Below are 13,773 nucleotides of genomic sequence, written 5' to 3'. Positions count from 1 at the left end.
TGTTGAGGATTATATTTATTCATCCCCATTCCACAGAAATGGGGATAAGTATCTCAGATTTAAGCAAAGAGGAATTGACCGGGGTTATTCACGTCAAGTTGAGTGGGGTTTACCATCTCTAATAAAGCCACATCACTACTGTCAACCTGAATTAAGGTGTGATTGTTCTGATTGACCAAACTTACTTGGTCAGCAGTAATACTACCCATACGAATGCGGTCAGTTCCTACTTGAAAATCTTTAACCACATTGAGAGCATTGGGTAAGGAACCACCCACTACTAACCAAAATTCATCTTCACCTGTTCCACCCCAGAGTTGATTATCACCACCTTCTCCTGCGTAAAGCTGGTCGTTACCATCTCCACCAAAGAGGCGATCGCTTATTTGCGAATACAAAACATCATCCCCAGAACCAGCGTAGAGGCGATTATGCCCCTCTGCACTGGAGCGCAGGAAGTCGCGATCAGAACCACCAAACAGCAGCTGATCTCTTCCTTGGGCAACTTCCAGTTCATCATCGTCAGCCCCTCCCAAGAGGATGTTAGATTCGCTTGCTTCGATAATGATGAGGGTATCTCTGTCAGTGCCTCCATTTGCCAAACTGTTACCACTAGGACTTGTAGTCCCAATGAAGATCATGTCATCTCCAGCACCGCCATTTACGTAAGTTTGGCTACTTATAAAAACTGTATCATTGCCATCCCCTGCGTGTATTTCTACCATAGCAGTTTCACTGGCTTCTATTTGGTCATCACCATTTCCTGTGAAGACGGTCAAACCTGTATCTGCACTAGTTAGGGTTTGGTTATCATCACCAGCACTACCGCTGAGAATTCTGGGGGGGGAAATCACAGTATCTTCTTGGAAAGCCAGGTTTTGGATGCGTGAGTCTAAGTCTCTTGTGGTGTCGGCTGCACCAAAAGGTGTGATGAGGAAGTTATCAAATAAATACTCAGCCAAAGCATCTTGCTCTGTACCATCGGGAACAAAATTCGCTTCCCCAGTGCGAGTAGCTTCTTCAGGTTGTGCTAAGTCTACTCGGTTAGCGGTTTCTCCTGTGGGGAATGGATAGCCGTCACCACCGCCGGCTAGATAGTTGAGGGTGACCATACGGAAACTGCGGTTAGGGTCGCCGACAATTTCCCCATCTCGAACCAGCACATCCAAATCTCTGCCGTTTTCGTCTTCAATGGCTAAAGACAGGACACGGTTACCCGGTTCTTCACGGGGGTCAAAGCTAAAGGAGAAACCTGCAATTTGGGGAAAAGCCCCTGGGGTAGTAGTATCCGCTACTGTGGTAGAAGCAACAGCGTGTTCTACTAAGGCTAAAAGTTTTGTGGCGGTGACAGTGATTAAAGTTAAGCCATTGTTAAAACTTAGGGCGTTGGCGATGTCGTTTTCTGAGATTCCCCCGGTGGGTTTGACAACATCACCATCACTATCTACGACGGCTTCATTGGGTAGTCTTTCAACATTACCCGTGCTACCTGTGGGGACTACTACTCTACCGATGCTATTGCGAATACCCCCTCCGTTTTTGAGGGAAATCACTACTTCTGGGTCGGTTTGTTTGGCTATGGCTAGGTTAGCATCAGCTGTGAGGTTCCCTAGGTTGGTTTCTTGTCGGCGCACACTGGAGCGATCGCCGTTGAGATACACTGTACTAATGCCAAAAACGTTGCTTTCCTGCTGAACAACTATCTCCCGCAGACTATCCACAACTGCTTGAACTTCTGGATTAACCAGATTTTCTGCCCCTAAGTCTGCTACACCCTGAGCATCAGTAGCATAAGCTCCACTAATATCTGGGTCATAGCTATCGGGGATAATCACCCCATTGGCATCAAAATCAACAACTAACCGCCCCACATACTTGTAGTTACCATCAGTATTCACCACAGCTACTGGTTTTCCGTCGGCATCAGTTTTGAAAGTAGGATAAGTACCTTGGTTGCTATCCCCGGACCGGAGTCGGTCATTGTTATCCAACAGACGTGTATTGGAACCTCCGGCGACGATAATATCAACATGACGCAGACGGGTCGCCAACTCCTGCTCAATGAATAACTGCTGCATATGAGCCAGCAGTACTACTTTATTTAAATCAGGATTAGCAGTTAGCAGAGCATCCACATCAGCTTGAATTTCCCCAGCTAAAGCGTCTAGCTGTTCAGGGGTGGGATTACCATTAAAAGGACTGGGGTTAACTGTCACATTCCCAGGACTGGATATCACACGCAGGGTGGGGGTGGTAGCACCCACTACTCCGATTTTTTCTCCATTAACGTCAATGAATACGCTGGCGGCGATGCTGTTGGGTAAGGAGGCTTGGTCGTCGTCTACTACCAGGTCAGCCAGGTTACTATCAGTACTAAAGTCCAGGTTAGAACTTAAGTAAGGGAAGGCTGTGCCGGGATAACTAGCCGCTTCATCAGATGCAATTAAGTTTTTAATGACTTGTGTACCAAGGTCAAATTCATGATTACCAAAGGCTATGGCTTGTACTCCCAAGGCGTTTTGAATGAGAATATCTCCCCGACCAAGGGCACCATAAGGGGTTTCTGATGCACTGAAGAACAGCCCTGGAATATAGGCATCCCCAGAAGAGAGAATTAGAGTATTTGGTGAGCCTGGCACTCCGTCGTTATCAATGTCCTGTGCTTTCAGGGCATTGAGTACAGCAGAAAAGCGGGGGGCATCATCAAAAGCAGGAATACCAGCTTCTTGGTCAGCAAAGTGGAACAATTGCAGGGTGTAAGGTACGGTTGTAACTTCAAATAAAGAAGTGGTTCCACTGACTTCATTGGCTACTGCTACCAGGGGGTTTTGGTTGGGGCTATCTGGGGGGATAAAAAGCACACCTTCTGGACTAATGTCGGTATCACGATTATTAACGTAGTCCACAAAGAAAGCTTCAGCAGGGTTAGTGATGTCATAGGTCATGACCCCACCTGTGCGTTCAAGAGTAATAAAGGCATAGGTACGGTCATTAACTTCACCAATAGTTACTCCTTCTGGTTCTGGTCCCTTGTTGTCACTGCGAGTATCATCAAAATCATTAGGGAAGAGTTGGCTGATTTTCTGCTCAAACTCTGCGCCACTGTCATAGACCAGGTTGCCTTGGGTATCCCAAATACTAAAAGAACGTCCGCCAAAGGCGTATAGCTCATTGTAAGCTGGGGTGGAGGTCAGTTGTCCGCGAATTTCACCACTAGGGTTGGCTACTGTGTGGACGTTAAAATACAAGTCTACTTCTTGGTTGGTTTCGGCATTACCTAGGTCTGTGGCAAAATTTGCAATATCATCCCAAATACCTGTGAGGGTTGTGGAACCATCTTCGTTGATGGTAAAGTTTGAGTCGGGGTTGGATAAAATGTTGAATACCACAGGGCCGTTTTGTCCTGCGGGTGCTGTGTGGATGTGTAAACCTGTGACATCATCAGCAGTGTCAGGGGTTTGAGCATCCAAGCCAAGGATGGATCCAAAATCTAGACCTGTGACACGAGCTTCATAGCTGAGGGCGGTGGCATCGTCGTTGAGTTTAAGGACGGCTGTACCTGTGGCCTCGGTAGTTACAGGAGTTGTTTCTTGATCTCCTGAAAGTTGGGATTTAAAAAATTTGTTGTTGCTAATACCTTTGGTGGTGGTGATGGTGAGGCGACCGAGGTTTTGATCCCGTTGGAGGTCACGGGCATTGGGGAAAGCATCCCGGTCAAGTATTAGGTCTTTAACGCGGGCTTCTTCTTTAAAACCGTCATAGTCTCTGGCATCACCTTCATTACTGGTGACAATGTAGGTTTGACCGTTAGTTTCGTAAGCGGCGATGGCATCTGGTTGGTAGATGCCATATAAATTGGCGTAGTTGGTGATGTTGATGGAGTCGTCGCGATCGCTAGCATCTAGGGAATTGACACTATGATCTTTATAGCCGAGGGGTAATATATTTGTGACGATGCTATTAGTAATATCTACTACTGCTATGGCGTTGTTTTCCTGGAGGGCTACGTAGGCGGTGCTAGAATCACCGGAGACTGCTATGTATTCTGGTTCTAGGTCTTGAGCTACGGTGGCGTTTGGTCCAAATATGCGGACTCCGCTATCAATTAGTTCTTGGCTTTGGTTATCAAAAGCGGTGAAGTCAACGGTGGCGACATTGGCTTGGCTGAGGTTTTCTATGCCCCCAGATATATCAATAATACTGATGGAACCTTCTGGATCGATGGTGTAGTCCCCGTTGGGTTCTCCTTCGTTGGCTACTAGTACCTTAGTGCCATCAGGGGTGAATACTAGCATATCGGGGAGGGAACCTACGTTGACCTCCTTGAGGAATTCGCCGTCTGTGTTGAAGAATACGACTTTGCCGGGGTCTGTCTTAGGATCACTTTCAATGGCTATGGCGACGATGCCGTTAGATACTGCTACACTGTTAGCCCCGTCCCCATAATCAGACGGATCAATCTCAAATAGTTTGGTGGGATTACTCGCATCGCTAATATCTAGCACGTCTACTGCGGGAGCGTGGGCATTAACGACAAATAAGCGTTTTGTGGTTGGATCATAAGCGGCAATCTCGGCAGCGCTTTTACCAGAGATGTTAGTTGCGTAGCTTCCAAGCAGATTCAGTTTGATTGTAGACATAGTAGGTTAAGAAAAATCAAAAGTGCTGAAAACATGGCTTCTTGCTTACTAGACATGGCAAGCCTCAGTAGTTTCACTGCTGACTAAATCACTTCTTGGTTGTGCCATGTGGGACATGGGACTACATTACTGATTAGTCAGGGATGGGTGTGAAGTTTGCCACACATATTTGAGTGGATTCCGGCCGGAGTATTTACGTAAAAATACGCAAAACTTGAGAAGTCTTTATGAAACAATTAATGAATATTTAAGCGAATATTTAAAACTATCCGCCTTGCTCAACTTACCCAGGATTGCCTCAAAGGCTATCCATAAGAAAATGTAAACTTTTAACTTGCATTTGTAAAGGGCGATCGCTAAATTTTGTCAGGTTTGCCATCGCCTTTTACATTTACCATTCAGGGTTTTGTCCCTGTATTAGTCAGCTGTGTATGTTCGGTAATTTTGATCAAGTTGCTTAATTAAACACCCGGTGTTGAAGAGAGGGCATTTGACGGCGGACTTGTTCTAAACGCGAGGGTTTGATTTCTGCTATGGCAATTCCCGGCTGTTCACCGGCATCTGCTAAAATCACGCCCCAAGGGTCTACAATCATGGCGTGTCCGTGGGTGTAGCGACGGTGGTAGTTATTGCCAGTTTGAGCAGGTGCGATGATGTAGGCTGTATTTTCAATGGCTCGTGCTTGTAATAATACTTGCCAGTGGTCTTTACCTGTGAAGGCGGTAAAGGCAGCAGGTACAAACATGACCTCGGCTCCCTGGTCTGACAAATGTCGATATAATTCAGGAAAGCGGACATCATAGCAGACAGACAGGCCTATATTACCCAGTTGCGGTGAAGAATACACAGAGGGGAGTTGTTGACCAGCCACAACGGTGCTAGATTCTCGATAGGTGTTACCGTCGGGGACGTTAACATCAAATAAGTGTACTTTATGGTAACGGGAGAGTTCTTCACCAGTGGGGTCAATGAGGATGGTAGTGTTATAAACTTTGCCTGTTTTTTCTACAGGAACTGGGAAACTGCCCCCCAAGATGGTAACTTGAAAGCGCTGGGCCATGTTTTTGAGAAATTTTGCGGTTTCATGGTAGATTTCTTCTGCTTGTGCCAGTTTGTCTTTTTCTTCTCCCATAAAAGAAAAGTTTTCTGGTAAACCAATCAATGCAGCGCCCTGACGCACAGCTAGATCAATTAGTTCTTCCGCCTGTGCTAGGTTTTTCTGGATATCGGATACACTGGTCATTTGAACAGCTGCGGCTAAATAAGACTTCATAGATTCAGCAAAAAACAGTAATTTTGTTTGTGTTAGATTTTAAATATATATCCTTACTTATGCACCATTAAAAATTCAAAATATCTAATGATTCGGCGATTTCTAAATCTGCCACTCTGGCTCGAGCATCTTTAAGTGCTTCTAGTTTACCGGATCGACGATAAATATCTGCTGCTTGACGAAAATCGTCAATGGCGGGCTGTGTATCTCCTAGTTGAGCATAAACATTACCACGATTATAATAGGCGTGGGCATATTGGGGATTAATCTTGATGGTTCGGGTGTAATCTTCTATTGCTCCTTGGTAATCCTCGAGATCATAATGAGCATTACCACGGTTATAATAAGCATCTACGTAATCAGGATTAATCTGTATAGCCTGGGTATAGTCTGCAATTGCGCCTTGATAATCTTCTAAATCAGTACGAGCATCACCACGGTTTTTGTAAGCAAGAGCATCCTGGGGGTTAACCTTGAGGGCTTGGGAAAACCCTTGGTGATATTCTATAAAATAACGTGCCATTGCCTGATTTTTGTAAGTATGGGCATAATCAGGATTAATTTTGATTGCTTGAGTGTAATCCTCTATTGCTCCCTGATGATCTCCGATGTCAGCGCGAACTTCAGCACGATTTTTATAAGCAATGGCAAGATGAGGATTAATTCTGATTGCTTGGGTATAATCGTCTATTGCTTCTGGATAATTTCCCAGTTGGTAATGGGCTAAACCTCTGTAATGATATGTTTTAGCATGATGAAAATTTAACTGTAGTGCTTGAGAAAAGTTGACGATAGCTGCTTGATAATCTCCTAAATTATAGGAACTTAAAGCATATTTATAATAAATATCAATATCTTTTTTTATTTGCAAAGCTTGATTATAGTTAGTAATTGCCCCTTGATAATCATGTTTCTCAAAACATTCATCACCTAGTTGAATATAAAATACTTCTCCATAGTCAATTTTATCTGAATGTGATAATTGGGGGTTTTGAGAATTAGTTGATTTTTGTAACTGTTCTAGATAGCAGCACAAACCACCTCCATATAATAGTTGATGTATACCAAAGGATATTCTACCAGTTCTTAACTTGATCATTTGTGTAGGCAAAAAACCAGCTAAAAAAAGGTGGTACTTTGGTTGTGCTTCGTTAACTTCTTCTTGAATTAAAATGCACACCACCACTGCATTTTTAGCGACTTCTTGAGAACTTACTGACCATCTCACTTGATCAATAGTACCATGACGAGATTTGACCTCAATACCAATTGTGGGGTCGGAAGTTAAAGTAAAATCAACATGACCATCACCGCCAAATCGTTTTTCATAATCGACTTCTGTAATTAAATCACCTAAACGCTCTTTAACAACTTCTTCGCCTAGTTTACCTTTGAGATTGTTAATAAAAACATCACGAACTGGCGAAGTGCGTTTATATTTTTCAGCCATCAGCCAGCAAAATTCTCGTAATGTTTTTAATCTTGCTCCGGAGATAATGGTTAATTCACTATGTTGACTTTCTATTTCACAATGAAGTAAAAAACTTGATCTTAACCTGTTAATAAAATCAGCTTGCAGCGATCGCAGTAGTGTAATCCAGTCCATGTATAGTTCTGCGAATCTAGTGATCAGATTATTGTGGAGAAACAGAAGAAAAACCCCCGTAGGGGTTTTTTTTAGCGAGCAAAGAAATTTGACTTTGTGGATTGAAAGAGAAGTTTTTGTTGTAACCAATCTTTACCCAACTGGATAGTAATATCAGAATTAAGAACGCCGGTGCTTTCCACTCGCACTTCCCCAAATCCCAATAAAGAGCGAATTAACTCTGCATTTTCACCATCTCCCTGCTGGGCGATAATGTTAGTCACATCTAAAGGTTCATGCCACGGTGTATATATTCTGACGTGGCGATATCCAGACGCTTGTAAAGTTTCGGTTATAGAAGTTAGTTCAGAGCGATCGCTGCCGGTGCTATCTTGAATATATATTCGCAAACGGCGAGTGCTTACCTGTTGGATATCACTGATTAATCCTAAGCCAAAGTGTTGAGACATCATGCGTTCAATAGCAGTTTGATCTGGTATCCAATAACTAGCATTGTATTCTTCTTGTTGGCTAAAGCGACCTGGTAACATGAACATATGCATATTGGAGCGGTTGGTTCGCACGCTAAAACCTACCAAAGCTAACAATTCTTCAATTGTTAAATTGGTATCCAGATTTTCTTTAACTACGTTGAGAATTTTAGGTAATTGAGCCAGTGTTATAGGGTTAAGAGTTTGGTCTATCAAGGACCGGATCACCATTTGTTGGCGTTGGACCCGGCCGATATCTCCGAGTTCATCATTACGAAAGCGTAATAGTTGCAAAGCCTGATCGCCGTTGAGATGTTGTTTACCTGCTTTTAAGTTAATATACAAGTGTTGGGAGTCATCCCGGTATTTTAAATCTTTGGGAACGTGTACTGTCACCCCGCCCAAAGCATCAACCAGTTTACCAACACCAAGAACGTTAATGCGGACATAGCGATCAATGGGTACATCGCCCAAAAGATTACTGACACTTTGAGCAGTTAAGGCTGGCCCGCCATCAACATTAGCAGCATTAAGTTTTTTCACTCCATAGCCAACTACTTCTGTGCGGGTGTCCCTGGGAATGGACAGCATGGCTATTTTTTTTGTTTCCGGATCAAATTTGATCAAGATCATCACATCGGCTAACCCATCAAAAGAGTTTACCTGTGGTTGATAGCCTAGATTTTGCAATTCTGAGGGAGCATTATTAATGTCAGAGGGAAGTACGCTCATTCCCATTACCAAGAGATTAACAGGGCGAGTTAATTCTGAGAATCGTAACCCACCACCGGAGATGCGATCGCCATCAAAAACCGCTTTTTCTTGGGGACTCAACTGTGCTTGTTGTAATGGCGTACTGGTCAGAGAGACCGCTAACAGCGCTCCTGCTGTTGCTGATACCATTGCAATACCACTCATACCCAGCCAGAACAACAGCCAACGTCCAGACTTAGGTCTTTGAGCATCTTGGTTTTTCCATTTCAGGGCTTTTGCTAACTGGTTTTCTTTTGCTGAAGTTCTTTGACTGGCCACGGACTCCCCCACACTGATGAGAATAATTTTTCGACTAATTCGACTAATTAGTATGCAAGTAAATTAACTTATAGCTAGTTTTACCTAAATAGGTACAATAGCCGGCAAGACGCCTGCACTACAAGATTTATATTATTCATCTTTGTATCGCACTGTGTTTAGGAAAGGCCGCATACAAGTTAACTTTTTATTGACTATGCTGACTTACTACTGTTGTCACAACCACAACACTTATAGCAGAATTTCTGCTTTTTTGTGGTACATCCGGAGATAAATTACGACTATGACAATAATTTGTCTTATGGGAAATCATCTGCTAGTTGATCAGCAACCGTAATAACACTGAAATTAGCCGATTTCTAGAAATTAAGACAAATACTGGCCTAACACGTCTTCGGCAAGACGGCTGAACCCTGATAAACGGTGAGATTTACCCTGAATGACGCGAATAATAAGCCAGAAACTCACTAAAAAGTAGCCAGATGTCCAAAAGCTATTGAGGATTAACATTCGCAACGTGAAAAACTCTGAAGTTACAGAGCCAGTTAACAACAAAAGATACCCCAACAGCCAAGTAAGTGCCAAAGTAATAGACAGACGACTCATGGTTAGTTGTTCCCGACTTCCCCGGTGGCGATAGAGAGTCCACAAGGATAGAAAAAAACCCATGACCGGAATGAAATACCAAAAGAACTGTTTTTTAGATGTGTCCGTGTCTTGAGTGTACTGGGAATTGTTGATTGGTTCAAGATTTTCCATAGGGGCGTGTTTAATCCTAAACTAAAAATATGTGTAGTTAGACATAATCAAGGTCATGAAAACGTTTTCAGAAAGAAATAGGATTTGAACGTCTTTTAAGTCCTGGAGAAAAGCAAACTGAGGCTTTTAACCCTTGGTGGCATTCAGTGCTATCATATTTTCAATAGGTCAGGGTAATCAATCTGGATAAAGAGCCAGGAACCTAACGGTTATTTGATTTGCCTTAACAATTGAATCTTAGCGGTTCTACTTCTTAGTTTTAGTTTTACCCTAGAAGTAGGTAAAAGATTCATGGAAACTAGAGGAATAGCTTTTTAAATCAAAGAAATATTGGAGTAATCCAAGAAAAAATGCAGACACGCAAGCTACTCAAATGGTGGCAAACATTTACACCCATAGCCAGAATTGGGGCGATCGCCCTATTTGCCCCACTTTTAGTTCTTAATGGTTGGGCTATTTCGGCGATTTTTCATTATTTCCATTCCCTGATAGCTATTTTAGCTGGAGCCTCGGTATTAGCATTTCTGCTCAACTATCCTGTGAGTTGGATGGAACGTCAAGGTGCGAGACGAGAACAAGTTGCTGTTTTAGTGTTTTTGTTAGCTTTGTCGGTACTATTGGCCTTGGGTGTCACCTTGTTTCCCTTAGCCCTGACCCAGGCCCAGCAGTTAGTAGCACGATTGCCAGAGTTAATTGACTCTGGACGTTCTCAATTAATAATCTTAAATGAGACAGCAGAAACTCTGAACTTACCGATTAACCTTGATGCTCTTTTAGTCCAAATTAATGATCGCGTCAAGGGACAGCTGCAGGAAATCGCCGGACAAGTGTTAAACCTAGCAGTAGTGACATTTACTAGCCTACTGGATTTTCTCTTGACAATGGTTTTGACGTTCTATCTTTTGCAGCATGGGGGTGAACTGTGGCAGAGTTTGGTAGAATGGCTACCTGGGGGATTTCGGGAAGCTTTCTCGAAAACAGTACGGTTGAGTTTTCAAAACTTTTTCATTACCCAACTAATTTTATCTACCTGTATGGCATCAGCCCTAATTCCTACGTTTCTATGGCTGAAAGTTCCATTTGGTGTGTTGTTTGGCTTAACTATTGGCATTATGGCCTTGGTTCCCTTTGGTGGTTCGGTGGGCATAGCGCTGACCACCTCCTTAGTGGCACTACAAGATTTCTCTATGGGCGTTAGGGTAGTCATCGCCGCCGTGATTGTGCAACAAATTTTAGAAAACTTAATTGCACCGCGTATTTTAGGTAGTTTTACTGGCTTAAACCCAGTGTGGGTATTAATTTCCGTCCTCACAGGAGCGAGAGTTGGTGGGCTGTTAGGGGTAATCGTAGCAGTCCCCAGTGCTGTAATTATCAAGACAGCTTTAACAGCTTTGCGTCCTCAACGTTTAAATGGTGAAGGAGAAGAAAAACCAACCATCGTTGTGACAGAGAAACCAGCAACAGCTGAAGCCCAAAATGCCTTATGAGAGTCTTGTTTCTTCTTTTTGAGTCTTTTTGTTGACGCGCTAATTTTCGCTGCCACTTACGAATCTTGCGGTCATGTTTTGAGTAGCTAGGGCTTACAACTTTTTCTCCATAGTATCTCAGTCCTGAGAACAGCCTAACACACTGAATAAAACAACACTAGCTGCTGCTAAAACGTAACGTCTTCCCAGGCTGACACCATAACGTCTTTGTAGAAATTGTGTTTCCACACCACTTAATTTCTGTCGGTTCATTTTGCCACCTCTTATCCCCAATGTTTTTAGATATTGGTTTCGATTGTTTACTATGGCACCTACTGGAACCTAAATTTATGCTGGTTACACTTTTAGTAACGGGCATTTGATCCCGTTGGAGATGATGGCTAAAATTTCCATCATATTCTCAGCAATAATTCTTAAAAGTATTTCTGTCTAATTTTCCTGTATATGCTTTGAATGCGTAGTTTTGCCAAACGAGCGGGGGACAAATCCTGAATATTCGCAGAAAAGTTGATTTTATGAGTAAAAAATTCGTTTAATTCCTCTAAAATAACTTCCAGTCGTTGGATAATATTTTCAGTGCGATACTCGGACAAAAATTCTGCCGGTAATGCGGTAGTTTGTGAGTGTTTCAATGACTTAATCACCCGTTGCAGGTCATACTCTTTCGAGTATCCAGCGATTTTATAGCAGTTAAACCCAGGATCTAAATAATCTGACAGTCCACCGTTAACACTAGAAAATACCTGACAACCACAAGCCAGAGCCTCTATTGGTTGTAGCCCAAAACCTTCGCTGACTTGTTGTTGCGCCCAATATTCAGCTGAGTCATATAGATAAATTTTCGCCTGATTAAATAGCCCGGGTAAATCTTCTACATAAGAATCAACTAATTTTACATGACATTGTTGCTGCAAAGCTGGGATTAATTCTTGGAGTAAATACTGAGAAGATTTTCGGGACTGGACTAAAACATCAATATTGCGTTCTAGATGTAAATTTTTAAATTCCTGACTGATTTGATTGGGCAAATAATAAATCAGAGAATTAGGTGATTTTTGCCCCCAATACGCCATTGTGTTCCGGCTGACCGTGATAATGGGAATACTGGCAGGTAGGTTAAATTTATAACCAGCACTATGGGCATGGTAGATAACGTGATATTGCTTCAGCTTGGCAGCTAGTTGAGGTACATCATATCCCCAGCTAATCACAAAAATTGCCGCATCTAAATTTTTTTCTGTCAGCACATCATTGATAAACAGCTGATCTGGTTCTCTTTGGCGATAGGTGACTACATCAGCACTACAGAGTTGCTGTGCGAGTTTGACTGTTTTTAATTCTGCCCACAGTCCACCGCAGGCAAATGTGCCGTATGTACCGGGAACTAAAAAGTAAAGCTTTCTCATGAAAGTATTTTGGTGGTTTAAACTTGCTCAATCTTGCCATGTGATTTTGACGAAATGTCCCTTTCTTCCCCAAAGGTCGCGGGTAAGTGTAATATTTTCAATTACTAAGTTAAAGGGAATGGCGGTGGTGAGGTAGCGCTGTGCTATCTGACCTAAATCGGGTGCGAGTTCTGCTGCTGTGGTGGCCGCTAGTCCTAAACCAATTAATTGCTCAATTGGTCGGAATGGTAATAACATATTTACGCCGACAGCTAGTCCCAAGGTTAACAGCATAGCCACTGATGTATTTGTACCACATCGGGGATGTACAGCTAAATCCCATTCTCCATTGATGAGACGATTTAAACCTACTGTCACTGCCCGACGCAAATCACTAATATTCACTTCCCCATATATATAAAATCCCTGTTCTGTGGACAAACCGCCTAGGAGTTCGTTATCTAGCTGTATTTTTGCTGGTTCTCCTGCGACTTCACTCAGCACCCAAACAGTGGCGTGTTCTAGGGCGTGAACTTGTCGCAGCAGGATTATTTCTTTTAAGCCGGGTATGAATGATAGCTGTTTGAGTAAATCAGCGTCTTGTGTTGGTTGGGGTGCAGTAAAGTCAAAGTTGAAAAAATCAGAAGCTGAAGTATTCATAAAAAGACTGCTTTCCTAGCTGATGGAGGAAGATTGATTTACCATTAAATGTAACCTTGGGGCAGGATATTATTGATATTGATAACAATTTACGCCAGAGATTCACCTGATAACAAATATTTACAAATGAACTACTCGCTCTTGATGGGTAAAAGACAGCAATTAACTTCATCTAAGCAAATTTTACCCCACTGCAAAGCCCAACGCACGAGAGCCACTCGGTTTTCAGTTTGCGTTTTGGTGAGAATATTGCTGATATGGTTGTCAACTGTGCGTTTGCTAATCTCCAGTTTAACGGCAATATCTTGGTTAGTTAAGCCAGCGGCCACTAATTCGATAATTTGCAATTCTCTTTCTGACAGACTGACAGGGGTCTGAAACTCGGCACTAGTCATCACTTTTCCTATCCTCCCTTGGTATATGTACTCATCTTCTTTTCATTCTAGAAGATTCTTTTGTTG

General features: G+C 42.8%; 9 protein-coding genes and 1 pseudogene. 1 reads left to right on the top strand and 9 read right to left on the bottom strand.

Annotated elements, in window-relative coordinates:
* Positions 1 to 59 precede the first annotated feature (59 nt).
* From NWP17_RS01905 to NWP17_RS01885, 5 genes are all read right to left on the bottom strand, one after another.
* Positions 60 to 4,640 carry a choice-of-anchor I family protein gene (locus NWP17_RS01905; protein ID WP_280653222.1) on the bottom strand — a complete coding sequence of 1,527 codons (4,581 nt, stop codon included), beginning with the start codon at positions 4,638 to 4,640 and terminating at the stop codon, positions 60 to 62.
* Positions 4,641 to 5,097: 457 nt separating this feature from the next.
* Positions 5,098 to 5,913: a carbon-nitrogen hydrolase family protein gene (locus NWP17_RS01900; protein ID WP_280653221.1), complete on the bottom strand. Its 816-nt coding sequence runs from the start codon at positions 5,911 to 5,913 to the stop codon at positions 5,098 to 5,100.
* A 67-nt stretch (positions 5,914 to 5,980) separates the two neighbouring features.
* Complete coding sequence (locus NWP17_RS01895; protein ID WP_280653220.1) at positions 5,981 to 7,519, bottom strand: tetratricopeptide repeat protein; 1,539 nt, start codon at positions 7,517 to 7,519, stop codon at positions 5,981 to 5,983.
* A gap of 71 nt (positions 7,520 to 7,590) precedes the next feature.
* A complete protein-coding gene (locus NWP17_RS01890) occupies positions 7,591 to 9,021 on the bottom strand; it encodes an LCP family protein (RefSeq protein ID WP_280653219.1) in 1,431 nt (476 codons plus the stop codon).
* A 366-nt stretch (positions 9,022 to 9,387) separates the two neighbouring features.
* Positions 9,388 to 9,780, bottom strand: a complete 393-nt coding sequence (locus NWP17_RS01885; protein WP_280653218.1) for a hypothetical protein — start codon at positions 9,778 to 9,780, stop codon at positions 9,388 to 9,390.
* A gap of 350 nt (positions 9,781 to 10,130) precedes the next feature.
* On the opposite strand from NWP17_RS01885, the gene NWP17_RS01880 reads away from it, so the two are divergent.
* Positions 10,131 to 11,267, top strand: coding sequence for an AI-2E family transporter (locus NWP17_RS01880; RefSeq protein ID WP_280653217.1), 1,137 nt, complete (start codon positions 10,131 to 10,133; stop codon positions 11,265 to 11,267).
* Positions 11,268 to 11,390: 123 nt separating this feature from the next.
* Here the strand turns inward: NWP17_RS01880 and NWP17_RS01875 are convergent.
* From NWP17_RS01875 to pedR, 4 genes and pseudogenes are all read right to left on the bottom strand, one after another.
* Positions 11,391 to 11,519, bottom strand: a pseudogene (locus NWP17_RS01875) (proteinase inhibitor I4 serpin); the annotation flags it as partial.
* A gap of 161 nt (positions 11,520 to 11,680) precedes the next feature.
* Entirely contained in the window at positions 11,681 to 12,673 is a 993-nt protein-coding gene (locus tag NWP17_RS01870) for a glycosyltransferase (RefSeq protein WP_280653215.1), read from the bottom strand.
* Positions 12,674 to 12,700: 27 nt separating this feature from the next.
* Positions 12,701 to 13,312, bottom strand: a complete 612-nt coding sequence (locus tag NWP17_RS01865; protein WP_280653214.1) for a DUF6391 domain-containing protein — start codon at positions 13,310 to 13,312, stop codon at positions 12,701 to 12,703.
* A gap of 131 nt (positions 13,313 to 13,443) precedes the next feature.
* Positions 13,444 to 13,707 (bottom strand): photosynthetic electron transport-dependent transcriptional regulator PedR, encoded by a 264-nt coding sequence (pedR, locus tag NWP17_RS01860; RefSeq protein WP_280653213.1) that lies wholly within the window; start codon positions 13,705 to 13,707, stop codon positions 13,444 to 13,446.
* Between the last annotated feature and the right edge of the window lie 66 nt (positions 13,708 to 13,773).

Source organism: Chrysosporum bergii ANA360D (assembly GCF_029891735.1).
GTDB classification, from domain to species: domain Bacteria; phylum Cyanobacteriota; class Cyanobacteriia; order Cyanobacteriales; family Nostocaceae; genus Umezakia; species Umezakia bergii.
Note: the sequence above shows the minus strand (reverse complement) of the source record. Positions and strands in the feature narration are given on the sequence as shown.